This window comes from Allobranchiibius sp. CTAmp26 (assembly GCF_017565405.1).
Classification (GTDB): domain Bacteria; phylum Actinomycetota; class Actinomycetes; order Actinomycetales; family Dermatophilaceae; genus Allobranchiibius.
The window spans coordinates 1-25,182 of the sequence record NZ_JAGEKR010000029.1; the positions used below are offsets into that span (position 1 = coordinate 1).

23 protein-coding genes are annotated in these 25,182 nt (G+C 67.5%); 14 read left to right on the forward strand and 9 right to left on the reverse strand.

From position 1 onward, the window contains the following. Positions 1 to 217: 217 nt before the first annotated feature. Positions 218 to 6,037 carry a MobF family relaxase gene (gene mobF, locus J4030_RS17210; RefSeq protein WP_208050469.1) on the reverse strand — a complete coding sequence of 1,940 codons (5,820 nt, stop codon included), beginning with the start codon at positions 6,035 to 6,037 and terminating at the stop codon, positions 218 to 220. Positions 6,038 to 6,757: 720 nt separating this feature from the next. Here mobF and J4030_RS17215 point away from each other — a divergent pair. Together J4030_RS17215 and J4030_RS17220 are read left to right on the forward strand one after the other, a co-directional pair. After that, positions 6,758 to 7,138, forward strand: coding sequence for a hypothetical protein (locus J4030_RS17215; RefSeq protein ID WP_208050470.1), 381 nt, complete (start codon positions 6,758 to 6,760; stop codon positions 7,136 to 7,138). 58 nt (positions 7,139 to 7,196) lie between these two features. Continuing rightward, positions 7,197 to 7,670 (forward strand): hypothetical protein, encoded by a 474-nt coding sequence (locus J4030_RS17220; protein ID WP_208050471.1) that lies wholly within the window; start codon positions 7,197 to 7,199, stop codon positions 7,668 to 7,670. Here the strand turns inward: J4030_RS17220 and J4030_RS17225 are convergent. After that, positions 7,652 to 8,245 (reverse strand): M48 family metalloprotease, encoded by a 594-nt coding sequence (locus J4030_RS17225; RefSeq protein WP_208050472.1) that lies wholly within the window; start codon positions 8,243 to 8,245, stop codon positions 7,652 to 7,654. The genes J4030_RS17220 and J4030_RS17225 overlap by 19 nt on opposite strands. Positions 8,246 to 8,359: 114 nt before the next feature. Here J4030_RS17225 and J4030_RS17230 point away from each other — a divergent pair, with 114 nt between their 5' ends. Further along, positions 8,360 to 8,722 carry a helix-turn-helix transcriptional regulator gene (locus J4030_RS17230; RefSeq protein ID WP_243763558.1) on the forward strand — a complete coding sequence of 121 codons (363 nt, stop codon included), beginning with the start codon at positions 8,360 to 8,362 and terminating at the stop codon, positions 8,720 to 8,722. Then, the gene (locus J4030_RS17235; RefSeq protein WP_208050473.1) at positions 8,719 to 9,384 is read left to right on the forward strand and encodes a hypothetical protein; all 666 of its coding nucleotides are present in this window, start codon (positions 8,719 to 8,721) and stop codon (positions 9,382 to 9,384) included. The genes J4030_RS17230 and J4030_RS17235 overlap by 4 nt, the downstream gene beginning before the upstream one ends. 55 nt (positions 9,385 to 9,439) lie before the next feature. Here the strand turns inward: J4030_RS17235 and J4030_RS17240 are convergent, their stop codons facing one another. Next, positions 9,440 to 9,628 carry an XRE family transcriptional regulator gene (locus tag J4030_RS17240; RefSeq protein WP_208050474.1) on the reverse strand — a complete coding sequence of 63 codons (189 nt, stop codon included), beginning with the start codon at positions 9,626 to 9,628 and terminating at the stop codon, positions 9,440 to 9,442. Positions 9,629 to 9,683: 55 nt separating this feature from the next. Here J4030_RS17240 and J4030_RS17245 point away from each other — a divergent pair, with 55 nt between their 5' ends. The 3 genes from J4030_RS17245 (at position 9,684) to J4030_RS17255 (ending at position 15,801) form a co-directional block, all read left to right on the forward strand. Further along, positions 9,684 to 9,941 carry a hypothetical protein gene (locus J4030_RS17245; RefSeq protein WP_208050475.1) on the forward strand — a complete coding sequence of 86 codons (258 nt, stop codon included), beginning with the start codon at positions 9,684 to 9,686 and terminating at the stop codon, positions 9,939 to 9,941. A 203-nt stretch (positions 9,942 to 10,144) separates the two neighbouring features. Further along, a complete protein-coding gene (locus tag J4030_RS17250; RefSeq protein WP_208050476.1) occupies positions 10,145 to 10,594 on the forward strand; it encodes a hypothetical protein in 450 nt (149 codons plus the stop codon). Between the two features lie 98 nt (positions 10,595 to 10,692). After that, positions 10,693 to 15,801: a helicase-related protein gene (locus tag J4030_RS17255; RefSeq protein WP_208050477.1), complete on the forward strand. Its 5,109-nt coding sequence runs from the start codon at positions 10,693 to 10,695 to the stop codon at positions 15,799 to 15,801. Positions 15,802 to 15,884: 83 nt separating this feature from the next. Here J4030_RS17255 and J4030_RS17260 read toward each other — a convergent pair whose 3' ends face one another. Beyond that, positions 15,885 to 16,223, reverse strand: coding sequence for an Lsr2 family protein (locus J4030_RS17260; RefSeq protein WP_208050491.1), 339 nt, complete (start codon positions 16,221 to 16,223; stop codon positions 15,885 to 15,887). A gap of 140 nt (positions 16,224 to 16,363) precedes the next feature. Between J4030_RS17260 and J4030_RS17265 the strand changes: the two genes are divergently transcribed. Beyond that, positions 16,364 to 16,903 (forward strand): M48 family metalloprotease, encoded by a 540-nt coding sequence (locus tag J4030_RS17265; RefSeq protein ID WP_208050478.1) that lies wholly within the window; start codon positions 16,364 to 16,366, stop codon positions 16,901 to 16,903. 85 nt (positions 16,904 to 16,988) lie between these two features. After that, a complete protein-coding gene (locus J4030_RS17270) occupies positions 16,989 to 17,432 on the forward strand; it encodes a hypothetical protein (RefSeq protein ID WP_208050479.1) in 444 nt (147 codons plus the stop codon). 401 nt (positions 17,433 to 17,833) lie between these two features. On the opposite strand, the gene J4030_RS17275 is transcribed toward J4030_RS17270, so the two are convergent. Further along, positions 17,834 to 18,343 (reverse strand): DUF4265 domain-containing protein, encoded by a 510-nt coding sequence (locus J4030_RS17275; protein WP_208050480.1) that lies wholly within the window; start codon positions 18,341 to 18,343, stop codon positions 17,834 to 17,836. Positions 18,344 to 18,472: 129 nt separating this feature from the next. After that, positions 18,473 to 18,844 carry a cupin domain-containing protein gene (locus J4030_RS17280; RefSeq protein WP_208050481.1) on the reverse strand — a complete coding sequence of 124 codons (372 nt, stop codon included), beginning with the start codon at positions 18,842 to 18,844 and terminating at the stop codon, positions 18,473 to 18,475. Between the two features lie 72 nt (positions 18,845 to 18,916). Between J4030_RS17280 and J4030_RS17285 the strand changes: the two genes are divergently transcribed. Further along, positions 18,917 to 19,360: a MarR family winged helix-turn-helix transcriptional regulator gene (locus J4030_RS17285; RefSeq protein WP_208050482.1), complete on the forward strand. Its 444-nt coding sequence runs from the start codon at positions 18,917 to 18,919 to the stop codon at positions 19,358 to 19,360. A 168-nt stretch (positions 19,361 to 19,528) separates the two neighbouring features. Here the strand turns inward: J4030_RS17285 and J4030_RS17290 are convergent, their stop codons facing one another. Then, a complete protein-coding gene (locus J4030_RS17290; protein WP_208050483.1) occupies positions 19,529 to 20,152 on the reverse strand; it encodes a TetR/AcrR family transcriptional regulator in 624 nt (207 codons plus the stop codon). Between the two features lie 120 nt (positions 20,153 to 20,272). Here J4030_RS17290 and J4030_RS17295 point away from each other — a divergent pair, with 120 nt between their 5' ends. From J4030_RS17295 to J4030_RS17305, 3 genes are all read left to right on the forward strand, one after another. Next, positions 20,273 to 20,899 carry an NADPH-dependent F420 reductase gene (locus J4030_RS17295; protein ID WP_208050484.1) on the forward strand — a complete coding sequence of 209 codons (627 nt, stop codon included), beginning with the start codon at positions 20,273 to 20,275 and terminating at the stop codon, positions 20,897 to 20,899. An 83-nt stretch (positions 20,900 to 20,982) separates the two neighbouring features. Beyond that, the gene (locus tag J4030_RS17300) at positions 20,983 to 21,918 is read left to right on the forward strand and encodes an SDR family oxidoreductase (RefSeq protein ID WP_208050485.1); all 936 of its coding nucleotides are present in this window, start codon (positions 20,983 to 20,985) and stop codon (positions 21,916 to 21,918) included. 13 nt (positions 21,919 to 21,931) lie between these two features. After that, on the forward strand, positions 21,932 to 22,600 hold the full coding sequence (locus J4030_RS17305; RefSeq protein WP_208050486.1) for an NADPH-dependent F420 reductase: 669 nt from the start codon (positions 21,932 to 21,934) through the stop codon (positions 22,598 to 22,600). A gap of 277 nt (positions 22,601 to 22,877) precedes the next feature. On the opposite strand, the gene J4030_RS17310 is transcribed toward J4030_RS17305, so the two are convergent. Both J4030_RS17310 and J4030_RS17315 read right to left on the reverse strand, forming a co-directional pair. After that, a complete protein-coding gene (locus tag J4030_RS17310) occupies positions 22,878 to 23,492 on the reverse strand; it encodes an NADPH-dependent F420 reductase (protein ID WP_208050487.1) in 615 nt (204 codons plus the stop codon). A 105-nt stretch (positions 23,493 to 23,597) separates the two neighbouring features. Beyond that, positions 23,598 to 24,332 (reverse strand): SDR family NAD(P)-dependent oxidoreductase, encoded by a 735-nt coding sequence (locus J4030_RS17315; protein ID WP_208050488.1) that lies wholly within the window; start codon positions 24,330 to 24,332, stop codon positions 23,598 to 23,600. A gap of 126 nt (positions 24,333 to 24,458) precedes the next feature. Here J4030_RS17315 and J4030_RS17320 point away from each other — a divergent pair, with 126 nt between their 5' ends. Continuing rightward, complete coding sequence (locus J4030_RS17320) at positions 24,459 to 25,103, forward strand: TetR/AcrR family transcriptional regulator (protein ID WP_208050489.1); 645 nt, start codon at positions 24,459 to 24,461, stop codon at positions 25,101 to 25,103. The last annotated feature ends 79 nt before the right edge of the window (positions 25,104 to 25,182 follow it).

Genomic DNA, 25,182 nt, shown 5'->3' on the forward strand with positions numbered 1-25,182 from the left:
CCGTGCACCATCACGCCCCTACAGTCTGCCATGAGTCCGAGTTGCGTAGCCTGCACGGCGCAAAACCCTCCCAGCTCTAGCGTGCCGATGTTGTGCTGTTTCCCGCCGGTCCCGGCCGATGAGGCCATCCACGGCAAGGGCACGGCGCTGCAGACTGCACCTTATGGCGCCTGTCCGTTGGCCGATCGATCTGCGGACGCCGTAAGACCGTGATTGATCATTGCGTCGGTCCCTGGCGCCGGTCGGGGGTGGGCTGGTCGTGGCCGCGCTTGTCGCGGTGGGCGGGCGTGTCACGGTCGGGCACTTCCGGGTCTGGGTCGGTGCTGGGGCGCAGCCCGGCGGATTCCTCCAACGCCTCCAGTGCGCGGCGGCGGGCGGCCTGGTGTGCGGCTGTGGTCTGGGTGATGGTCTGGTCGAGTGTGCGGCCGATCTGGTTCAGCGCGGCACGGACTTCGTCGCGTTTGGCGGCCGTCATCGGCTGGTCACCGACCTGGGTGAAGTCCGCACCGAGTTGCAAGATGGCGTACCAGAGCTGTTCCTGCTCGAACTGCCGGTCACCGGGACCGGTCTCGGCGAAGTCTCGGGACGCCCGCTCGATCAGGGTGTCCCAGGTGGTGACCGGTTGTGCGGCGATCACGTGGGCGATCTGCTTAGTAGCGCGGACCTTGTTGTAGACGTCGGCGCCGGGTCCGCCGACGTGATGGATCGCGGCGATGTGGGAGGCGAGGTCCTCGGCGGTGTTGGGCAGCTGCTCGTGCTGCGCCAGGGCGAGGGTGAGCAGGTCGCGGGTCTCGGGGTTGGCCCACATCGCGGCAGGGTCCTTGGCGCCGACGATCGGGACACTGCGGGTGGGGATGCCGCGGTGCAGCATGTCCCAGTAGGCCTTGGTAGTGGCGACCGCCCCAGCGTCGTCGCGGTCCAGGGCCAGGTATAGGGCTCCGGTGGTTCCGCGGGCCAAGTTGGCCAGTTCGGTGGCATGGGCTTGCGAGCAGGCCGTGCCACCGGTGGATACCCCGATCATGTGGCCCTTCCCGGCCAGGGTGAGGGCGATCGCATCGAGTGGTCCTTCGGCGCGGACGACACCCGGGCGTGTCCCAGCGCCGGCGACAGCACGGGTCTGCTCACGTCCTTCCCACTGCCCGAACAGCACGTTGCCCTTGGTGTAGGCGGCGGTGGTGGGGGTGTTGAGGTACTTCGGGGCCTGGTCGTCGCCGGACAGATCGCGTCCGTTGAAACCGACGAGCTGACCGTCCTTGTCGCGGATCCCGATCATTGCCCGGTCCCGGAACACGTCATACACGTTCTGGTCCCGGCCCCACCGCGCGAGGCCCGCGTCGACGAGCTCGGTGTTGCTGGCGCCGGTGGTGACTCGTAGGTGATCGACCAGGTGCCGGGTGGCCCATGCTCGGCCGGTCGCCGGCGGGGCGTATCCGAGCAGGTAGGGGCTGGTCGCGAGGTCCGGACCTAGGCGACCGCGCAGGTACTCCTGCGCGGGGGAAGCCGGGTACTGGTCGGCGTAGAACCGACCCGCGGCGGCGGTCAGCTCCAACACCCGCTCACGGCTGGTCTGATCCGGGCCGGGCCCGGGCTGGTCCGGTTCGTCATCACCCGGCTCAGGTGGGTCGGGACGCTCCGGGTCGACATGCGCGGCCGGGCCGGTGGCAATGAACGGTTCATCATCCGGGCCGTTGAAGATGCGGCGCGGGTCGTCGTTCTCGGCCGCCAGGTGCACCGCGAACGCGTCGGCTTCGACATCGAAGAAGTCCTCCTCGTCCAGGTAGGGCTCGGCATGCACAGCCGCGCCCGTGCGCGCGTCGGCACCCCCGGTGGGGTGGTCACGGGTGAGGTCATCGACGCGCCAGGCCAGGACGTGGGTCAGGTCCGCCAGGGCCACGCCGTGGTGCTCGGCCGGGTTGTGGGGGTTGGGCCGGTCCCCAGCAGGGATCATCTGCGCCGCGGTGGTGACCACCTGTGCTGGTGTCCACCCGGTGGTGGTCGCGGCGCTGGTGACGGCGGCGACCAGCGAGGGCCAGGCGGGATTGGCGATGACCCGCTCGCCCAGGTCCGGTCCAAGGGCTTCGACCAGTGCGCCGGACCACTGCGGTGCCAGTCGACCCTGGCCTGCTCTGGCGTGCACGTCGGCGGCGATGCTGGTTCCCAGGTGGGGAAGGAACCGTGACCACAGCGCGGCTGCGGGGTAGTCGTCCGGAAGCGGTTGGGTCTTGGCGCCGATGATCTGGTCCAGGATCGCGGGCACGTCGCGTCCTGCGGCGGAGGCCACGTCGAGTCGTTCGGCGATCCGTGACCATGCCGGGTCGGTCAGGACACGCGGCTCGGCGGCGCTGATCTGCTCGGCGAAAGCGGCGCCCGGTGCCCGGTCGGTGGCGCCGAGGTAACTATTGACCGTCTTGGTCAGCTGGTCTTGGTGGTGACGATCGCGCAGCGACATGCGTGGGGGACCGGTGGGGCTGGGCTCGGTGTCGGTGATGTTGTGCGCGGCGCGCCACACGGCCAGCTCGGCGTACAGGTCGTGGTTGTCCACGACCCGGCGTGCCCAGTCCGGTGCGCCGTCCGCTCCGGTGGCGTGAGCCCGGGCGCGCACGTCGGCGGCGTCGTGGGTGACCAGGTCTGCCCGCCCGACCAGCCACGGGCCGTAGGTGGGGTGCTCTGCAAGGGCTGCGGGGATCCCGTGCTGCCACGGCAACGGCCCGGGCGGCAGGTTGTGGTGGCCCGTGGAGTCCAGTCGCCAGTCCAGAACCGCGGCCGGGTCCTTGGCCCCGGACAGGTCGCGGATGGTCGCGGCCGCACGCAACGCGGCGATCGGGTCCTGCCCGTCCAGGCTCAGGGTCGCCAGGTGTGCCGCGAGGGTGTCCCACGCGGGTGCACCGGTTAGCCCGGGCACCAGCTGTTCGGCGTCGGCCCGCAGCTGCGCGACGACCTCGGCGCCCACCACGGTGGTGGCGGCGTACTCCAGTGCGTCTTCGTAGCGGGCGGTGGACTGTCCCAGCAACCGGGCCGGGTCGTGTTCGTCGCGCAGCATTGTGGTGGCCGCGACGGCGGCCCCGTCGCGGTGGATGATCCGCTCGAGGGTCTCCACTGCGGTCGGGGGCAGCACGTTGTCCGGGGTCAGCAGCTTGTGCTCGTCTCCGTCACCTCCGACCGGGACGAACAGCTGGTTGTGGTGTTTGCCGCGGGTGGCCGCCACGTAGGACAACTGCCGGTCCTCGTTGCCGGTCAGCAACGCGAACCCGGCATCTACGGATTGGCCCTGGGCGCCGTGCACGGTGCTGGCGTACCCGAGGTCGACTTGGTCACGGACGTAGTCGGCGGCCAGGGTCACGGTGCGGTCCAGACCGCGGTGGCGAGCCAGCAGGGAGCCGTCCGGGCGCACGTCCATGACGTCGAACCGGTCACCGTTCTTCACGAACGCAGCCCTGCCCAGCATCAGCTTCCGGTCGTTGCGGCGGGTCACGATCACGTCTCCGGCGCAGGCTTGCAACCCTGACCGTAGGACCACGCTGGGCCCGCGTTGACCACCGTCGTGTTCCAACCGGTCCGCTCGGGCGCGCCCGTTGAGGGCGTCGACGGTGGCGTTGGTGTGGGCGATCATGATCGCGTCCTGGCCCTGGCCGCGGGCACTGGACCACGCCTGGAAGACCAGGTCGGGCAGGCGGGTGGGGGAGGCTGCCGTGACGCGTCCACGGTCCAGGTAGAAGCCCAACCCCTGGGTGTCGCCGGCGCGCCATGCCAGGGAGGCGGCGCCCTCACCGGAGGTGGTGAACCGCACCACCTCCGAGAGGGTCAACGCCCCCACGTCGGTGGCGATGACCTGCAGCGCGCCGCCGGCGGCGGGGGAGGCCAGCTGCTGATCGTCTCCGATCAACCGGACGGATCCGCCCCGGGAGGTCACGTACTGCACTGCGGTCGCCAGCAGGTCTGTGGAGGCCATCCCGGCCTCGTCGATGACGACCAACGAGTCCGGCCCGATCGATCCGATCCAGTTCGGGACGATCCCGGGTCCACCGTTGATGTGGTGGACCAGCTTGCTGAGGGTGTCCGCTGTCGTGCCGATCGACTCACCGAGCACTTCCGCTGCGGCGGCCGACGGGGCCATGCCTACGACCGTTCCGCCGCTGGAGGTCCACGCCCGCGTCAGGCACGCCATGGCCGTGGTCTTGCCCGTGCCCGCAGGCGCCAACGCCAGTTGGACGCGGGCACCGCAGGTCAGCATGTCCCGCACCAGCTGCGCCTGGCCGGTGTTCAGCTCGACCCCGTTCGCGGCCTGCTCCAGCAACGCCACGTCCACGTCGGTCGCGCTGATGGTGCGCCCGCCGGTCTCCTGTGCGGCTGCCAAAAGCTGGTTCTCTGCGTCGATGACGGTGGTTGTCGTGTACTGCCGGGAGTAGGCCCGGTGGTACACCGACCGGCCCGCCTGGAGCAGATCGTCTGGTTCTTCGACGGGATCGTGGGGGTCCAATCGGATCGAGAACGTCTCGCTGGTCGCGGCCGCCACGATCGCCTCGACGGCTTCGTTCTGCGCAGTAAGAGTCAGCCGGCGGCCACGGACAGCGCGCTCGGCCTGGGCGTGCACGTGCCCTGCATCGAAGGTGGCGCGGCGCGCGGAGACTTCCTTGATCACCGCGCCGGCCAGGTCGTGCACCTCACTGAGCGGCATGTCGTTCCGCACCGGGACGTTGCCCACGGACGCCTCAGCGGCGGCCCGCGCGACCGCTGTCAACTGTTGGTGCCCGCGCCGGTCGAACCCGTCGACGTCGGCCAGGACGGCATCGACACGGGGCAGCCACTGATCTAGTTGCTCGGCGAACGAGCGTGGTTCGGCCTTGTCCTTGCGGGTCTCCTCGTGGGCGATCCGATGCAGCTTGTGTGCTTCCTTGGTGGTGGGTGGTCGCCCGTTGCGGTCCTCGAACGCCCCGGTCAGCTCGCCCATCTTCGCGGTGATGGCCGCGTCCCGGGAGGACATCTCCTTGATGAGCTCCACCGGCACGCCGACCACTTCACGGATCGCTCGTTTGCCGTCCAGACCAGTCCCGGACCGGTCATCGAACGCGTACCCCAACGCGCCCAGGTGGCCCTCCAGGGCCCGGTTGTACCGCTCCGAGGCGGGCACGTTGATCTTGTGGATGACCTGCCCATCCAACGCCAGCCAACTGCCGTCAGCGGCGTCCTGGACCTTGTTGCTGATCGCAACGTGGGTGTGCAAGTGCGGGTCGCCGTCCCGGTTGTCACGGTGATCGAACGCGGTCGCGATCAGGCCGGTGGTCTTGACCTGGCGCACCCCGCCCTTCCCGCGGCGGGTGTACACCCCGGTCTCCTGAACCCAGTCCAGCGCGTCGGTGATGGCTGCGTGGTGGGCGGCGTGGATGGCCGCCCGCTCCTGCGGGGAGGCCGCCGCCCACAGTACGGTGACTGACTTCGGCGCCGAGAACGTCAGGTCGTATCCGGCCACCGTGGCCTTCACCGGACGCGATTCGCGAGCAATGTGCCCTGCCAATTCACGCCCGTCTAACGGAGCCCGCCCGTACTTGTCCGCGAACGTTGCGCGCCCCACCTGGGTGCGGATGTCCTGGCGCACCTCATCCGGGATGGGGTCGTTGCGGGTCTGCCCGTGGGCGCTGGCGTACCGGTTGTACTCCCGGGTCACGCCCACCAGGAACGCCGTCGGCGTCGTGCTCACATCGGTGAACGGCTTACCCAACTGGCCCGCCTTCAAAGACGCCTGCGCGTCGTGACCGGCACCAATGGACGCCTCGGTGATGGCCGTGGCGTTGGGATGCAGGCCCTCCCCGAACAAGGCCTTCATCTGCTCTTCGGTGACCTGATCGCCCGCCTGCACCCCGTGAGGGCCGGCCAAACCCACCAGTCCCTGGCCCAACCAACGCCCCGGGGACTCACCCTTCTCGGTGTAGTAATCGGCCAGTGCCTGACCGCCGGTGTGGGTCATATCCGAGCGGGCGACCTGCTTGGTCAGATACGTGTACCCGCTGCCCGCGGACAGCTTGTGCATCGTCATGGTCATCGCGCGTCACCCACGCGATCGGGCTGCGACAGAGCCGAAAAGGGTTCGCGCGCGCCGCAAATGACCGGACCGAGCCGGTCCGCGCGGCGGGCTGCGTGCGCCGCGGTGAAGCCTGAAACAGCCACGGGAGCACTCCCATTCCTGGGCTCGTGCTCTCATCCCCAGCCCCAGAAAACCACACCCTTGTCTCAACGGCCAGCACCACAGGTCGCACGTCGACGCGCGCGGCGCGTCGGGCGGTCGCTTATCCGACTCACCGAGGGTGCATGAGGTCCGTACCAACAACAGCATTCCAAGAACGGGATACGTCGACGTGACAGTGGGTGAGGTGGGCGTCATCGGACTGACGGTTGGGCTCGCCAGTCCGATGACGGGGATTGCTCTGAGGGGACGGCGAGATGACTGCAGGGGTGGCAGCACACATGGTGACGGTGTAATGCTGTATGCCGGACAAGCCACGGTGACGGCACAGGACCCAGGCGTTGGGGATCCCTGGCAAGGCGTTAGATCCGCCTCAACATCCGAACACGACCTGCGGCGACCAAGGGTGGGTGAGGTTGCAAACCGTCCGAGGGCAAGCGGCACGGGCCTCCACGGAATCGGTTCGGTACGCGCTCAGCAGGCGGCCGGGCAGCTAGTGTGTGAAGCGGGGATGAGAGCACCCGGCGAGGTCACTATTGACCGTGTCGGGCCGTCACGAATCGTGAAGGGGCTCTGTCGATGAGTGCAGGAAAGAAGACCGGTCCGATCACTGCTCGCGCGAAGGCGCGGGAGCGTAAAGCGATGCTGGATGCGCATCGTGCGCAACGGGATCAGCGGATCGAAAAGCACGCGACGTCCTGGTACGAACAGCAGGACGCGATCGCTATCGCCAACGCCGCGATCGAGGCGGCGCGGGAGCGTCAGGTCCAGGCTGTCGGTGCTCTGCTCGATGCTGAGGACATGAGCATCGAAGATGCTGCCGCGCTGTTGGACGTCGACACCTCACAGGTGCGCACGCTGCGTAAGCACTACCGCGCCACCCAGGAAGCTGCGCCAGGCGCCGCTAACTCGAGCGGTGAGGACGAGGACGTCCTGCAGCCGCGCACCGCGGTCGCGTGAGCTTCCTAAACTGATGGTGGGGTTGAGCCCGGTAGCGCGGACAGTGGTGCGTGACGGCGTGATCGACCCGGCCGTCATTGCTCGCTACCGGGCCAAAGTCGCCTACGCCGGCCCGGGCGACTGCTGGCACTTCACCGGAGCGATCCACCCTCACGGGCACGGGCGCTTCTTCGTGGGGCAGTACACCCGCGTGGACACCGGTGACCGGCGCGATGTCGTGGTGATCGCCCACCGATTCGGTTGGGCGATCACCTACGGGCTCGGCTCCCTTGACCAGGTGCCAGTGCTGGCCCACGAGTGCGACGAAGCGGGATGCCAGAACACCGCGCATCTGGCCCCGGCGACGACGGCCAGCAACCATCGCGACTGGGACATTCGCCGTTGGCAGCTGGGATCACCCCTGCGCGATACCCGAGGCCCGGCCGGACGCGCCCGGGCCATCCGCGAGGCCATCCTCACCGGTGGCGATGTACAAGCCGCCAAGGACGCCGGTGTACGCCCGGTCGATCACGATCAGTTGCCGCTGTGGTGAACGGTCGCGTCACCGAGCTGGGCCACGCGACGATCCCAGGATGGGTGGGTAGGGAACAGCCACACCACGAAACGCTCACGCCGCGACCGTGGTGTCCACATCATCGCGGCGATGCGGGGCGTCAACGGGTGGCCATGCGCGGCTGCGAAATGGTCGGCGGCGTACTCCTGTGGTTGCTTCAACCTGGCCAGCAGCGGGCGTTGCAGACCGACCCACGCCAGCAGCGCCAACGGGACCAGAGCAACCCCTGGGGCACCTGTCGCGGCCGTCAGCAGCGCGGTGGCCACGACCAAGCACGCGGCGAGACTGCACAGGTAAATCGCCACGGTGCGGGCCCGGTGCTGCACATGACCCAGGGCCAGGTGACCGGCTTCGTGAACCGCGACGTAGGCCGCCAGGTTCGCATCGTGCAAGGTCTCATCGCTCAGCTGAAGAACGCACCGCCCGCGGCGACTCGTAGCCGCGCCGCCCACACCACGCCACGTCCACGCCACCTGGACATCCCGGCCCGGCAGCACGCCGCGCACCAGGTCCTCGATGTCATGTCGCTTCGCGATCTGAACCGGCACGCTCACCCCACCCATCCTGGCAATCACCGCCCAACCCTCACCCTGGACCCCTTCGGGACGACCCGTCAGACCGCGGACCGACCCCGGCCCCTTTGGTACGTGATCCGGTAGCATGAGGGTATGGAGCGGGTGCAGCCGATGGCCAGGATCGGGCCCACGACCACAGCGCATGCGCAGCGGTGGGCGGGCAACATGGTGAAGGCGGCCCGGGCCCGCACGGGGTTGACCCAGCGGGATGTTGCGGCGGCCGCGGGGGTGCCTGCCTCAACGATCGCGCAGATCGAGTCCGGCCGCCGGCAGCCCTCGTTCCCGTTGCTCTTCCGGATCCTGGTCGAAGGCACCGGTCTGGAGCCGCGGACCCGGTTGGAGCCGTTCGATGATCACGACACCGTGCTGGACGCCCTGGTGGTGACCGACCCGGCGGGCACGGCGACAGCACGCGAGGCGCAGCAGTCGTTCGAGCGGGCGGCGGGTCTGGGGTGAGCGGGGAACACTTTGCCCCGCACGAGATCCTGCAGGTGCTGGATCGCCATCGGGTGCAGTACGTCCTGGTCGGCGGTTACGCCGCCGAGCTGCATGGGGCCCAGCGCCCCACGATCGACATCGACCTCACACCCGCCACGACCGCTGAGAACCTGACCCGCGTCGTCGCAGCGCTGCGCGAGCTGCAGGCAGGTATTCGCGTCGACGCGTTACCGGAGCCGTTGCCGTTCGAGACCAGCGCGGCCGCGCTGGCAGACATGACGGCTCTGAATCTGCGCACTCCGCACGGGGATGTCGATCTGACGTTTCACCCCTCCGGCACCGAGGGGTATCCCGACCTGATCCGGGACGCCACCCCGCACCAGGTGGGAACCGTCACCCTGCAACTGGCGAGCCTGGCCGACATCATCCGTTCCAAAGAAGCCGCCGGGCGCACCAAGGACGCCGAAGCGCTCCCCGAGCTGTACCGGCTCGCGGGACGCACCCCACCCGACCCGGACAGCGCAGCTGCGACGCATGAGCCCAACGCGCGGTTGACCCCCCAGGAACGAATCGCTCGCGCGCGAGCACAGATCGAACAGTTCCGCAGTGACCGTGACCAGCGGAATCGCGTGGATGAGTACCGCCCGCACAGCCCCACCGAGCGTGGGCCGAGGTACTGACTCCCGGATGGGGCGCCACCACGGTGTCGTCGCGGCAGGGTCGTCGACGGCAGATTCAACCCTCGGCCTGAGGGTCTTTGCGGGTAGCTCGCCATTGGTCAACGGTGCTGGCGTCCCAGCCGTGGTTACGACCGATTCGGGCATCGGGCTCGGGGAGCATGCGCTTGCGGCGGTACCCCTTCATGGTGTTGAGGGTGTAGCCGCACCGCTGCGCGAATTCGCCGAGCGACAGGTAGCGGTGCACGTGGCGCAACGTAGCACCGACCAACCTGGCCCATAGACCGTTAAGGGTCTACGGTGTGGGCATGGTCGAGCAGGATGACAAAGCTCTTCAAACGCTTCTGGCGCACGTGGTGCGAGCGGCGGTGGTCCGCGATCGGGCGGCGCAGCGATACCGGCAGGCGTTGGTCGCGGGCAGGGTCGGGGGATTGTCGTATGCGCGGATGGCAGCGGCGACCGGTCAGGATCGTCAGACGATCCGGGAGTACGTGCTGCGTCAGCGACCGGACCTCGCACTGCCCGACGCTGGAGGCCTGTGTGGCGGTGATCGGTCGTGAGGTGCCATCGGTGGCATTCCCGTCCTGTGGTTCGCGGTGGTGACAGTGGACGCTGTCGGTGTGGTCATGCATCCTGTGCGTGGGGATGCATGACTAAGAGGAGCCCTTGGTGGCGACACGTCGTGGATCACGCCGCAGCGGAAGCCCGGCAGCAGCAGATCAGCTGTCGTTCGACCTCTGGGGCGACGGAGAGGCAGTCTCAGATGAACGAGTACGGGGTAACCGCGCAGAAGCACTGGAGGACGTTCCTGCCGAGCCAGTACGCCCAGTTGAGCGACCCGAGCAGGTTCTTCAGCGATCTGGGGACGCAGGCGACGGCGCAGGAAACCGCGATCGTGGCGCAGTTGCAAGCCCAGCACCGCGGCGAGCTGAACAGCTTGGACTATCTGGCTCGGGTGGGTCGGATCAACGCGATGCGGGGGCAGGCCAGGGAGATGGTGTTGGCCGAGTTGTTGCCGACCCCGGTGGAGAACCAGACCGACCTGGCGGTGCCGGACCCGTTGGCGGAGCTGATGGACCGCGACGGGATGCCGACCGATCACTCGCACCCGTTGTGGGCGATGGGGGAGGACCGGGACGTGACCGCGGCCCAGTGGGAGGCCGCTCGAGCGCAGTGGGAGAGCGGTCTGCGCCAGCAGATCTCCTCGAGGTAGCCGCCGAAGACGAGCAGGCGCCGTCGCCGGCGGCGACTACGCCCTCCTTCGCCCCCACAGACGTTGCGGGCGCAGACCGTGAAGTATCGGTTGCGGTGATGCCGCCGCGGGCCGAGCGGGCACGGGTCGAAGCCAACCTGGAGGCGTTACGCACGCTGCGGGCGGTCCAGGACCAGGAACGTCCGGCCACGGCCCCGGAGCGCGAGGTTCTGGCGCAGTGGAGCTCGTGGGGAGCTGTCCCGGCCGTGTTCGACGAGCGTGACGACCGGTTCGCTGCGCAACGCGAGCAACTGTCGCACCTGTTGGATGAGCAGGAGTGGGACGCCGCTCGGCGCACGACGATCAACGCGCACTACACCAATCCGACGTACGTGCAGGCGATGTGGGGCGGGCTGGGCGCCCTGGGGTTCACCGGCGGCACGGTGCTGGAGCCAGGCAGTGGGGCCGGCACTTTCATCGGCGCCGCACCGGACACGGCACGGATGGTCGGGGTCGAATTGGACCCGGTCACCGCCTCAATCAGCGCCCACCTGCACCCGGGCGCGACCATCCGCGCGGAGTCGTTCGCGGACTCACCATTCCCGGACGGTTCGTTCGACGCCGTCATCGGCAACGTGCCCTTCGCGGACGTGACGTTGCGCGATCCGCGTCACAACCAAGACGGGCACAGCCTGCACAACCACTTCATCCTCAAGTCGTTGGCGCTGACCCGACCCGGCGGCATGGTCGCGGTGCTGACCTCGCGGTACACGATGGACTCGAAGAACCCGGCCGCACGAGAGGCCATGTCGCAAATGGGCGACCTGGTCACCGCGGTCCGATTGCCCTCCGGTGCACACCAGCAGTACGCGGGCACCGAGGCCATCACCGACCTCTTGGTCTTCTTCCGACGCCCCGAGGGGGTTGCCTGCAGCGACACCTCATGGCTGGGCGTGCAGGAGCGAACGGTCCCGGTGGAGAACCCGGCGACGGGACTGGACCCGACCGGAACCATCAGCGTCAACACCTGGTGGAACCAGCATCCCGACCTGGTGATCGGCCAAGAAGTGCTGGGCCACGGAATGTACGGCCCCGGGCTCATCGTGCGACCCAACGACCGGTCACAGATCACCGAAGAGGTGTCGGTGGCTATCGCGGCCGCGATGCGTCACGCCGCCGACCACGAGGGGTGGACGTTCGGCGCCCCCAACGCGGGTTTCCAACAGCTCGACCCCACCCAAGTCACCACGCCCGTGGCGCGCACCGGAGACGTGCGCCAGTTCGCCGGTCACCTGCGGTACGACCCGGCCACCGATCGATGGAGTGAGCTGGCGGATGGGGTCGACCAGGAGATCACCGTCCCGGTCGCGCAACAGGCACAACTGCGGGCCTTGCTGCGGTTGCGTGACGACGTGACAACGGTGTTGTCCCTGGAGGCGGCCGACGCGCAGGACACTGCCGAGCTGGCCGCCGCACGAGCCGGGCTGAACACTCACTACGACGACTACGTGGACCGGTACGGCCCGATCAACACTGTGACGGTCACCGAGAGCACTCGGAACACCGCCGACGGCCCCAGCACCGTCACCCGCCGCAGGTACCCGCCAGCGGTCAAGACGTTCTCCAGCGACCCGCACGCCCCAGTTGTCGCCGCGTTGGAGGTGTACGACGAGACCACTAACACCGCGGTGAAGGCGGCCGTGTTCCAACGGCGAGTCGTGACCCCGCAGATCGTCCGGGATCACGCCGACACCCCGGCCGACGCCGTGGCGATCGCGCTGGACTCCGTAGGCGAGGTCCGGTTGCCGGACGTGGCTCGCCTGCTGGGAGTGGAGCAAGACCAGGCGCGGGATGCACTGGGAACGTTGGTGTTTGACGACCCAGCCGAACAGGGCAGGTTGATCCCCGCGGCGGAGTACCTGTCGGGCAATGTTCGCCGCGCGTTGCAGGTCGCCACCGAGGCAGCCACCGAGCGACCGCAGTTGCAGGTGAACGTGGACGCGTTGACCGCAGTGTTGCCGACCCCGCTGGAACCGGGGGACATCACGGTGCGTCTGGGCGCGGTGTGGGTGCCAGTCACGGACGTGCAGGACTTCATGCGCGAGACCCTGGGCGACGCCTCGGTGCAGGTGGAGCACGCGGGCGGCTCAACGTGGAAGGTCAGCGGCGCCCGGCACACGCAAGCGGCGACCTCGACGTGGGGTACCTCGCGGATGGACGCAGTGACGATCGCCGAGCGGTTGATGCAGCAGAAACGCATCGTGGTGACCGACACCGTAGAGAACGCCAACGGCAACGACGCCCAGGTGGTCAATCCGGTCGAGACCGAGGGCGCGAAAGCCAAGGCCGAGCAGCTCCAGGAGCGGTTCGGCGAATGGGTGTGGCAGGCCTCGGACCGGGCCACACGATTGGCGGACCTGTACAACGAGAAGTTCAACTCGATCGCGCTGCGGTCCTACACCGAGCAGGGGCAGCGGTTGAGCCTGCCGGGGCTGGCCGCCACCTTCACCCCGCACCCGCACCAGCGGGCCGCGGTTGCGCGGATGGTCGCTGAGCCCTCGGTGGGGCTGTATCACGCGGTCGGTGCGGGCAAGACCGCCGAGATGGTGATGGGCGCGACCGAGCTGCGCCGGCTGGGGCTGGTCAACAAACCGGCCATCGTGGTCCCGAACCACATGCTGGAGCAGTTCACCCGGGAGTGGCTGCAGCTCTACCCCCAGGCGATGATCCTTGCCACCAACAGTGAGGGCCTGCGGGGAGACAAACGGCGCCAGTTCGTGGCCCGCGCCGCGACGGGCGACTGGGACGGGGTGTTGCTGACCCAGGGCGCGTTCCAGGCGATCGCGGTATCGCAGGAGGCGCAGAAGGCGTACATGGCCACCGAACTGCGCACGCTGCGATCTCAGCTAAGCACCGCCCGGGAAGGCGGCTTCAGCCGGTCGATCAAGGACATCGAGCGGCGCATCATCCGGGAGGAGGAGAAGCTGGGCAAGGTGCTGGACAAGCCGCGCGACCCAGGGCTGACGTGGGAAGAGACCGGCATCGACTACCTGCTGGTCGATGAGCTGCACCTGTACAAGAACCTCACGATCGCCTCAAACATCACCGGGATGGGCCGGGAAGGCTCGCAACGGGCCACCGACCTAGACATGAAGCTGGCGTTGATGCGTGAGCGCGCAGGAGAACGCGGACGGGTCGTCACGGGCGCCACAGCGACACCGATCGCCAACAGCATGGCGGAGGCGTACGTGATGCAGCGGTACCTGCGCCCAGACCTGCTGGCCGATGCCGGGATCACGGACTTCGACGCGTGGGCTGCCACGTTCGGCACCACGACCGCCGCGTTGGAGATGGCCCCCCAGGGCGGATCGTTCCGGGTCGTCGAGCGGTTCGCCCGGTTCCAGAACCTGCCGGAGATGCTGCGGATGTGGCACGTGTCCGCCGATGTGCAGACCGCTGAGGACCTGGCGCTGCCGGTGCCGCTCCTGGCTGCCCGCCCCGACGGGCAGCGCGCCCCGGAGACGGTCGCGGTGGCCCCCAGCGAAGCCCAGCGGCGGTTCATGGCCGACATCGGTGAGCGGGCCAAAGCGGTCAAGAGCGGGCTGGTGACCCCGCAGGAGGACAACATGCTGAAGATCTCCGGCGACGGCCGCAAAGCCGCGCTGGATCTGCGGTTGATGGACGGGTGGGACAGCGAGGAGGCGCTGTTTCAGATGAACAAGCTCGACGTGGCGGCGACGCGCATCCACCGGATCTGGGCGCAGAACCGCGACCAGGTATTGCCCAGCGCGGACGGGGCCAGCACCAAGCAAGGGGCGTTGCAGATCGTGTTCTGTGACCTGGGCACACCACGGCCTGGGTGGAACGCCTACGACCAGTTGCGCGACAGCCTGACCGGGCACGGGATGGACCCGGCCCGGGTGGCGTTCGTGCACGACGCGGACACCGAGGCGAAGAAGGCGCGCCTGTTCGCGGCATGCCGTGACGGCGACGTCGACGTCATCATCGGGTCGACCGCCAAGATGGGGGTGGGGACCAACATCCAGACCCGGGCGGTGGCGTTGCACCACCTGGACTGCCCCTGGCGGCCAGCGGATGTGGAACAACGCGAAGGACGGATCATCCGCCAGGGCAACCAGAACCCCGAAGTGCAGATCCTGCGGTACGTCACCGAAGAGTCCTTCGACGCCTACTCCTGGCAGACGGTGGAACGCAAAGCCAAGTTCATCGACCAGGTGATGCACGGGTCGCTGGAGCAACGCGACGCCGACGACATCTCCTCCTCGGCAACACTGTCGTTCAACGAGATCGCAGCCCTGGCGGCCGCGAACCCGGTGCTGCTGGAAAAGGCCGGAGCAGAGACCGACCTGGCGAAACTTCAACGGCTGGACCTATCCCACCAACGCGATCAGGAGCAGCGGCACCGCTCGATCCGACAGTTGGAGAACCGGCAGGAATACCTGAGCGACCTCGGCCCTCGCGTACACGCAGCGATCCAGGCACGCACACCCACCACCGGTGACCGGTTCACCGCGACCGTCGCCGGTCAACGCTTCACCGACCGGGTCGACGCAGCCGAGCACCTGCGCGGGCAAGTGGGACCCGTTCTGGGCCGACTCGATCGGCACACCCGGCCGGAAATTCGCCTGGACAACCTCGTGCACGTCGGTGGCCACCAGGTCGACGCGGTCGTGCAGTACGGGCGCCTCGGCGCAGGCAACCTGGTCAGTCTGAGGCTGCACGATCTGCCGCAGGTGCGCGCCGACGTCGACGCCGGTGAAATCCACACCGGCGCTGGGCACGGACTGACGATACGGGTGGAGAACCTGCCCGCCCAGCTCGACCGGGTCCTGGCCAGCACCGCGGCCGAACTGAAACAGACCCGCGCCGAGCTGGCCGCAGCACGTGACGGGCTCGGCGCTCCGTTCCCGCAAGCTGCCGAGCTGGTCGCTGCTCGAGAGCGCGTCGCCGACCTGGAAGCCCAACTGCACCGGACATCCTCAGACGCCAACATTCCCTCAGCCCCCGATGTCGTAGCCGACCCAGCGGCGCCCGAGCGCGATGACACCTCGATCTCCCAGCAGCGGCAGGTCAATACCGAGGGAATGCGCAGGGTCCGCGAGCACATTGCTCAGCTCCGCGAGGGTCATGGGGGTTCGAGCACCCACGAGCGGCACGGGCACGACCATGATCAGCCGACCCGGTCCACCCACCACGGGCTCAACTGACCGGGCGCGTTCCTCGAGGTACCCACCCGCAGGGCCCCACCCCACTGACTTGGTCGGCACCACGCGGCGTGGAGTAGTCGCCTCTAGTGGGCCTGGTGGTAAGCGTCCTGTAGGGCCTGTGACACCCGGCCACGGTCACTGACCTGGTAGCCGTTGGCGCGACCCCACTCGCGCATCTTGTTCAGCTGCTCCCGGTCAATGGCCGCCTTACCGGTGCCTCCCGCAGCGCGTCGGCCCTGCCGGGCGCCCCCAACCTTGCGGGCATGTCCCACCCAGGTAGCCAGGTTCTCTCGCAACTGCGCCGCGTGTTCGCCGCTGAGGTCAATCTCATAAGCGACACCATCGAGGCCGAACTGCACCGTCTCAATGGCTTCAGTGCCATCGATGTCGTCTTCCAGCAAAATCTGAACTCGCTGAGCCACAAAAATCCCTTCATCGTGTAAATCGACCACAGTAGACGATCGCGCGATTGGTCCCCGCTGGTGTGTGCATGTGTCGGTATCGCGATCTATCTTCAAACGGTGCCCACCACGCGCACGATCGACGAACTGGGAGGTTGGTCATGGGGGCCGCTACCCGCGCACAGGTTGAGGAAGTCATCGCCAAACTCGTGCCCGTGCCCGTGCACGTCCGGTGGGTGCCTGGCAGCGCGGACAGCGGTGCGAACACCGATTGGCGAGGCCGTCACGTCATCAAATTCGGGGACTCGCTGCTGTGCAATGCCGACCAGGCGTTCTTCTTCGCCGCGCACGAGGCCGGGCATATAGCCCTGGGCCACACACGGTGGCAAACGAAGTTGACGACCATGCTGCTGTTCCTGAGTGGCGCTTCCGTGGTCTTACTAGCCGCGGGTTTGCTCGTGGCCCAGTTCAACCTGGCGGCAGGAAGCTGGGCGTGGTTAGGCCTACTGCTGGTGCTGCACCTCGTACTGCGACTTCGTTACCCCCACCGGGAACTCGACGCAGATGACTTCGCCCAAGACCACGGGCACAGCATCATCGGCATCACATCAGATGCTGCTCGAGGCTGGCAGCACGAGTTGCTTCTGACACACCCTCGCTGGGATCAGCGGCAGGCACACGCCCGACGCGTGACGCAGTAGGCAACTTGCCTGCCGCTCGAATACAAGGCCATCGGAAACGACTGGGCTGCTGGTAGTCGTCTACGTCGCATCAAGGAGACAAACGATGGAGCCCGCAACAGAGGTTGCTCTAGGAACCTTGAATTACTTCCACCAGCTGGGCTTGGACGCTTTCAAGGAGGCGCGGTCGCTTGTGCACCCAGGCAGCGACCTTGCCGTCGACGTTGCCGCTCTCAACGGCGTGACCGAGATCGACCTCGGAAAGCAAGCCTGGTACCCCCTACTGACCGCGTGTGAGGTCGCGGGCAACGTGCCGGTCCTCTTCGGCCCGCATGGGACGGACGTGCGACCGATGCCGTTGGCGGTGCTGATGCGGACCGTCCTCATAGGTGCAGCTAAGTCGATTTACGTGCTGGCCCCAGACGACAGCAGCGAACGTCAGCTGAGGCTGCTGCGTGTCGCCGACGTGGATCTCACTGACGAGGTGAGGAGCCTCACCGCTGCAGCATCCCTGACCGGTAGCGATCAGGTTCTCCTCTGGCACGTCTGATCCGACGCCCGCGTCGCTGCGGAGCCGTTCTGCCTACGATGCGACCGTGAGCAGAGGGATGGGATGGGCAATATTCGATGCTGGTCTAGCAATTTTCATTGTTGCGACGATTTTTGGAATCACATCTCATTGGACGGGGTCGTCTGGACCCTTCATGGCTGGTAGCCCAGCACTGATCATCGGCGGCTGGGTGATGATGCGTCGCCACCCCCGCTGATGCAGCCCTGCGGATCCGAGCATGGGTGGGGCGCCCGAGTGGATCGGAGCAGCTCTTCCGACTGCCTGCCTACTAGTTCACGATCTCCCCGAGAGATGCCAGAACGCTGTCGCTGTGGGCTGCTGGTAATCATCACCGGTCACGGATCGTCATTCGACCAACTCGGATCGCGGTCTGGGCGCCCTCAGACTGCGCGTTGCCGGCCCGTCTCGTAATCCAGGCGACCCGCGTGTTCCTGGTTAGTCAGCGCGTCGGCGACTGACTGCGCCTCAGCAGGTTCGCAACTCAGCCCGACAAGGGAGTCGGTCCAGCCCTCGATGAGGCACCCCATTGCCCCGAACTGCGCAACGACTTGGGGCAATGACGCTCCACCGTCGTGAAGGGCAACGCGGAACGTGAAGTGGCCCCCGTCTTCGAGGATTTCGGTGGCGACCAGGGGTCCCTCTAATGACGCAACCGCAGCAACTCGATCCCCAAAATTGAGGTCATAAGCGAACAGCGGCACCGCGCAGATCTTGTACGAGCCGTTCGGCTGCGTTGCGGCTCGTAATCCTTCCCATGTCTGCGTTCCGTCCTCGACCGGGAGCGCCAACCAAACGGTCACGTCCGCGAGCTCAGTCTCGGGAATCGGCACGAGCTGACCGCCGTGAATGCGCCCGGTTGGGCTCGGGTGTTCTACGTACCTTGCCGTCATAAACCCAGCGTATTCACCAGCGCCGCCGAGGCTAGCCCGGCACGATCGACTACCTTCAGCGGCGGCTTCTACGCCTCTGGCCGTCATGGCGATCGGTTCCTGGTAGGGGATCGCTATCGGCCAGGGTGGCTAGGCCGCCCAGGGGGGTGTGATGCGGGTGCCGTCGGCGGTGATTGCTTCGAGGCCAGGGGTCGTCGTGACCCAGGCGGCCGCGCCGTGTGGCCCGGCGTCGACCTGCAGTTCGCTGTGTGCGGGTACCAGGACGGCGTCACCTTTGTGCAGGGCGCAGTAAGCGCCGTCAAGGGTGATCTGCAATTCGCCGTCGAGCACGAATAGGACCTCTTCGCGGGTCGGTCGGTGTGCGACGCCGCGCAAGCCCGCCGGAACGGTGAGCTGCCAGGCGCACAGCTGGCTGCTGCCCTTGGACGGGCTGACGTAGGACAGGAACCGGCTGCCGTGCGTCTCGAAAGACTCGGCATCAGCGGGATGGACGATAGGCATCAGGAACTCCTAAATAGACAGGCGAGTTGACTACATGGTCAACCTGCCTGTCTGCTGTGTCAAGATACTGCGATGCCGGGAGATGAGTGGAGCACCGCCACCGCCGTGCTACGGCTTGGTTCCAAGCTGGTGGACGGCATCCAGCAGGGAGTCGCCGCGGCCGGCTTCCCTGACGTTCGCCCGGTGCACGGATTCGCGTTCGTCCGGTTAAGCGAAGCGCCCGCTACCACCGCCCAGCTCGCTCAACACCTAGGCATCACCAAGCAAGCCACCAGCGAGATAGCCCAGTATCTCGTCGACCGCGGTTACCTCACCCGCGTACCTGACCCCACTGACCGTCGGGCCCGCCTCCTGGTGCTCACTGACCGTGGCCGCAGCTGCACACGCGCGGCGCAGGCCGCTGCCTCACGCACCGTGCACAGCTGGGAACAAGACCTCACCGACGGCCAAAAAGCCGCACTGCGCGACGGCCTGGTCGCCGCCGCAGGTTCGGGACGCCTTCGTCCGGCGTGGTAACAACCTGGCCGACGTGAGCACACCCACGGTGTGCTAAGAGCGTCAACGATCGTGACTTGCAGGTTTCACCACCCGAAGTAACGGCTACCGATCCCGTTGTGGCACGCTCCGCGTGCCGATCGTGCCCCGGGAATTGATGGCCTCGATCTTGGTGATAGAGGTGTTCTGTCAGGGCAGCTGGCAATCAGTGCTCGACGGCGCCGGACGGGGAAGGACAGCGAGGGCGCTGTCGGCGATGCCGGCAAGGGTTCGCGGGTCGACGCCGGCTTTGCCCACCGCCTCGATGCCGCGCAGCACCGCCAGCAGGAGGGCAGCCAGCTGCGCTGGGTCCGCGTTGTTGTCGATGTCGCCGTGGCGCTGGCAGGCAAGGATTTCCTTGTGCAGCAGTGCCATGAGGGCGTTCATGGTCTCGGCGGACCGGCGGGCGATCACCGGGTCGTGCTGGGCGAGTTCGGCCGTGCCCTTGGCGAGCAGGCACCCGCGACGATCGGTGTCCTCGGCGGTGTTCTCCGCCACGAAGTGGACGTAGGTCGACAGCCGGGCGAACGCTTCCTCGTCCGAACCGCCGGTCAGCCTGAGCGCGGCTTGCCCAACGATCGCGGCGCTCCACTCGTCGAACACCCTGTGAAACAGGGCGCTCTTGTCGCCGAAGGCCCCGTAAAGGCTGCCCTTGCCCAGGCCGGTGCTCGCGGCGATCTGGTCCATCCGCGTGCCGGCGTAGCCGGTTGCCCAGAACTGCTCCCGGGCCAGCTCGAGGACCCGGCCCTCGTCGAAGCTCCGTGGTCGCGGCATACGAGCCACGATACCGCGTTCTTGACTAAAGAGTCCATAACGACCTAGGTTGTGGACGTTACGTTCCAAAACTCCCAGGCAGGCGTCCAGGCCGGCCCGTCTCCAGGAAGCAGGCACATCATGAGCATCAGCATCAGCATCATTGGCTTGGGGGGCATGGCCAGCACCCTGGCCGCCCGGGCGCTCAGCGGCGGCAACACCGTGGAGGTCATCGGCCGCGACCAGGCGAAGGCACAGGAGCTGGCGGCCGCGCTTGGCGACGGCGCCTCTGCCGGGATCTTTGGCGCTACCCCCGCCGGTGACCTCGTCATCCTTGCCGTGCCCTACGCCGGCGCCGTGCCAATCGTCGCCCAGTACGGCGAAGCGTTGGCTGGCAAGGTCGTCATCGACATCACCAACACCTCCAACGCCGAGGCCACCGGGCTGGTCACCCCCGACGGCACGTCCGGTGCGCAGGAGATCGCTAACGCCGTTCCGGGGAATGCGCAGGTGGTGAAGGCGTTCAACACCGTCTTCGGCCACGTCCTGGCCCAGGGCGGTTCGCTGGACGTGCTCTTGGCTGGAGACGACGCGGCCGCTAAGCAAAGTGTGTCCGCGCTCATCGAGAGCATGGGGCTGCGCCCGCTGGACGCTGGCAGCTTGCAGGTGGCGCGCTGGCTAGAGGGTGTCGGCGTACTGATGATCAGCCTCGCCGGCCACGGCGTGGGGGACTGGAACTTCTCTCTCGGGGTGAACCCTGCCGGCTGAGCGCACCCGCACCACCTCTGATCGCGTGCCAGAGCGCACAACCGATGCGGGCCGGAACGGCCCTCACCATTAAGGGAGTACTAGTGAAGGTCTTCATTACCGGCGGGACCGGCCATTCCGGTTCGTACATCGTCCCCGAGCTCATCGCCGCCGGGCACGAGGTCACCGGATTGGCCCGGTCGGATAGTGCCGCAGCGGCGCTGTCCGCGCTCGGCGCGAAGGTGCGTCGCGGCGACCTTCAGGACCTCGACGCTCTCGAGGAGGCGGCCGCGGACAGCGACGGCGTCATCCACGTCGCGCACCGGCAAGACCTGCTCCCGTCCGGTGGCATGAACGCCGTGGCCGCCGCGGAGCTGCCGATCATGCTCGCCTACGGCGAGGCACTCGCCGGGACCGGCAAGCCGTTGGTCGCAGCGGGAAGCATCGGTTCGTCCGGTCAACTGGGGCGCCCGGCAACTGAGCAGGACCCGGCGCTTCCCGTCGGCAAGGAGCACAGGGGCACCTTGCGGGTCCGCAACGTCGTCGAGACCGCCGTCACCGACCTCGCCGAGCAGGGAGTGCGATCCTCGGTCGTCCGGATCGCCAACATCGCGCACGGCACGACCGATCGTGTCGGCTTCCTGCCCACTCTGATCGCGTTAGCGAAGACCCAGGGCTTCGCCGGCTACCCCGGTGAGGGCACGAACCAGTGGAACGCCGTGCACATCCGCGACGTGGCCCCGTTGTTCCGCTTGGCGCTGGAGAACGGCCCAGCCGGCAGTTACTGGCACGCTGTCTCGGAGGAGGGCATCGCGTTCCGAGAGATCGCCGAGGCCATCGGTGGCCGCCTGGGTCTGCCGGCTGTGAGCGTCCCCCTGGACGAGCTGATGACCCCGGGGTACTTCGGGTTCCTCGCGAACATCGTCACGCAGAGCTACCCGGCATCCAATGCCATCACCCGCCAGAAACTCGGCTGGGAACCCAGGCAGCCCCGCCTGTTCGCGGACCTGGACAACGGCCACTACTTCCCCGCCAGCTGAAAGGCCCAGAAATATGACGACTGTGGCGCTCATCGGAAGCGGCAACATCGGCAGCACCATCGCGCGGCTCGCCGTCGGGGCCGGACACCAGGCGGTGCTCAGCAATTCGCGCGATCCCAGCACACTCGCTGACGCGGTCGCGGAACTAGGAGCTCAAGCATCCGCGGCAACAAGCACGCAGGCCGCAGCTGCCGGTGACATCATCGTGGTCACCGTGCCGGTGAAGGCGTTTACTGACCTGCCCGCCGCAGCGATGGCCGGGAAGACGGTCATCGACACCTGCAACTACGGGCCCGAGCGTGACGGGCACCTCCCCGAGCTCGACAACAACACGCTCACCTCGAGCGAGCTGCTGCAGCGGTACGTCCCGGACGCGGCAATCGTGAAGGCCTTCAACAACATCTTCTATCGGCACCTGCTGTCGCTGGGCCGCCCGGCCGAGGCAGCCGACCGCACGTACCTGCCGATCGCCGGGGACTCCACGCGGGCGAAAGCGGCGGTGACCGTCTTCCTCGACTCCCTCGGCTATGGGGTGGTCGACGCGGGAGCGCTGGCCGACGGCTGGCGGCAGGCGACGGGCACGCCGGTGTGGGGCACCCCGTATGGGCCGTACTCGGACGAGAACGGCCAGTCGGCCGGCGCCGACGCCATCCGCGCAGCACTGGCATCAGCAGTGCGGTAACCACCTCGTCAGCGCATCGTGACCCTGGATCTCGTGCGCCGGCTGCGGGCCCTTCTCGCAGCTGGGGGCCGCGGGCTGAACGATGCACCGCCACGTGCGGGGTGGCGGAACGGTGCGTGCGGCCTCCATGGATCGGCTAGCGGAGGGACACGTGCTGGGTGTCTCGTGCAGAAACCCGACGCGGGCACCTCGCCTGGAGTCCTTCGTGTCGATGCCTGGCAGCGGTCACAGTGCCGCCGTGGTGGTGAACCGGCGACGGCGCATCACGCGGTGATCATCAGTGCGTGGTGGCTTCAAAGGCAAGGTCGAAGCCGGCACCGTTGTTAGCCAGGCCGACCAGGAGGATGCCGGCCCATTCCAGGGCATATGTCGCCTCGAGCCCTCCTGCGTCGAGTGGGCGCATGCCCAGGCTCTCCAGGAACGTCGCGACCTGCGCCTTTGCGTCGGGATCACCGGCGAAGAACACGTCCAACGGCTTGTCGCGGGCAATGACGTGGCCGAACAGTGTGTTGAACGCCTTCACGACGTGCGCGCTGTCGGGGGCGGCGGCGGCGATTTCCTGGGAGACCGAGGCGCCCGGGCTGGTCACAACCCCGCTGGCATCGGCGTTGAACGGGTTGGTGATGTCGATGACGATCTTGCCGGCGAGCGAATCGCCGTAGTGCCTTACGACATCGACTGCGCCTGCATAGAGGACGGCCACGATCACAATGTCACCCGCCGGCGGCGCGCCGAACGTTCCCACGGTGACTGCGTCGCCGATCTGGTCAGCGACGGCCTGGGCCTTGGCGGCGTCGCGGCTCATGACCTCGATGGTGTGCCCGTGCTTAGCCGCCCGGGTGCCGATGGCCGTGGCCATGTTGCCCGAGCCGATGATGCTGATGGTGGTCATGGTGTGAGTTCTTTCGGAGTGTTTGAATCGGGGTTTGGTCATGGGCCGTGCTGGTGTGCGGATGTTGAAGTGGCCCGAGTGCTCGCTGCGCCGCCGACGCGGCGCTCAGATCACGGTGGTGCCGCCGTCGACGACCAACTCCCTGCCGTTGACGTAGCCGGAGTCGTCTGAGGCGAGGAACAACGCAGCCGACGCGATCTCCTCGGGGCGACCCATCGCCCGGCGTGGGATGACGGACTCGAACTGCGCCTTCATCTCTTCGGTCAGGACAGCCTCCATCATGGGTGTGGCGACCTGTCCGGGGGTCAGAACGTTGACCCGGATCTTGCGGTCTCGCAGTTCTGCGACCCAGACTCGCGCGTAGGCGGGCAGCACGGCCTTGCTTGCCGCATAGACGCTGAAATCGGGGTAGCCCCGCAACGATGCGTTCGACCCGGTCATCAGGATCGAACCGCCATCGTTGAACAGTGGTAGTGCTTTTTGAACCGTGAACAGCGTGCCGCGCGCGTTCACTGAGAAAGCGGCGTCGAAGTGCTCTTCGGTGATCTCACCGAGTTTGCTCGGCCCGCCCGCTCCGGCGCTGGCCCACAGCACGTCGAGCGCCCCCTTCTCCTGCTTGACCGTTTCGAACAATTTGTCCAGGTCAGCGAGGTTCGCCGAGTCGCCCTGCACGCCGGTCACGTTGTGCCCGATCACGTCGACGGCCTCGTCTAGCGCGTCCTTGCGTCGGCCGGTGATGAAAACGTGGGCCCCCTCCTCGACGAATAATTTCGCGCCGGCCAACGCCATCCCGCTCGTTCCGCCAGTGATAACCGCGACCTTGCCATCGAGCTTTCCCATGAGCACTACCTCCGATTGCTGCATCAGTGTTAGGTACACCGATCTGCGTGCTTAGAGCGTAACGACGTCGCTGCCTCGAAGCAACTAGGCACACCGATCGGTACCAATGCGAGCTAGACTGGGCACATGGACACCACGTTGGAGAAGGGGCCGCGGGGCCTGCGCCGCGGGAGGGGCGCACGGGAGCGGATCGTCAGCGCGTCGCAACGGCTGTTTCGTGAGCAGGGCATCAACAGCACCGGCATCGACCAGCTCTGCGCTGCGGCCGAGGTGTCCAAGCGAACGATGTACCAGCACTTCACCGGCAAGGACGAGTTGATCGCCGAAAGCCTGCGTCGGTTCGATCCAGACGTCCTGCCCGAAGTGTTCGACCGCGCAGACCTCACACCCCGCCAACGACTCCTCGCTGCCTTCGACATCCGCTCGCCGCTATGCCCGTTCATCGCCGCGGCCGTCGAGATCGCGGACCCGGCCCACCCGGCCCGCCTCTACGCCCGCGATTACAAAACAGCCTTCGCCGCCCGACTCACCGACACTGCCCGCGAAGCCGGCGCAACCGATCCCGAACAGCTCGGCGAACAACTCGCGCTGCTGCTCGACGGCGCCGCAGCGCGCAGCCGCGTCCTCAACACCGAAACCCTCGCTACGGCCGCCACCATCGCAGCTGTCCTCGTCGCTAACGCCATCCCCACGGACGGGACCAGCGCGCCCAAGGCTGCCCAACTGAGCAACCCCGGTCAGATCAGCAGCACTACGACACGTGTCGAATAGCGATCGGCACGCGGAGCGTGCCACAACCGGATCGGCACGCGGAGCGTGCCACAACCGGATCGGCCAACGGACAGGCGCC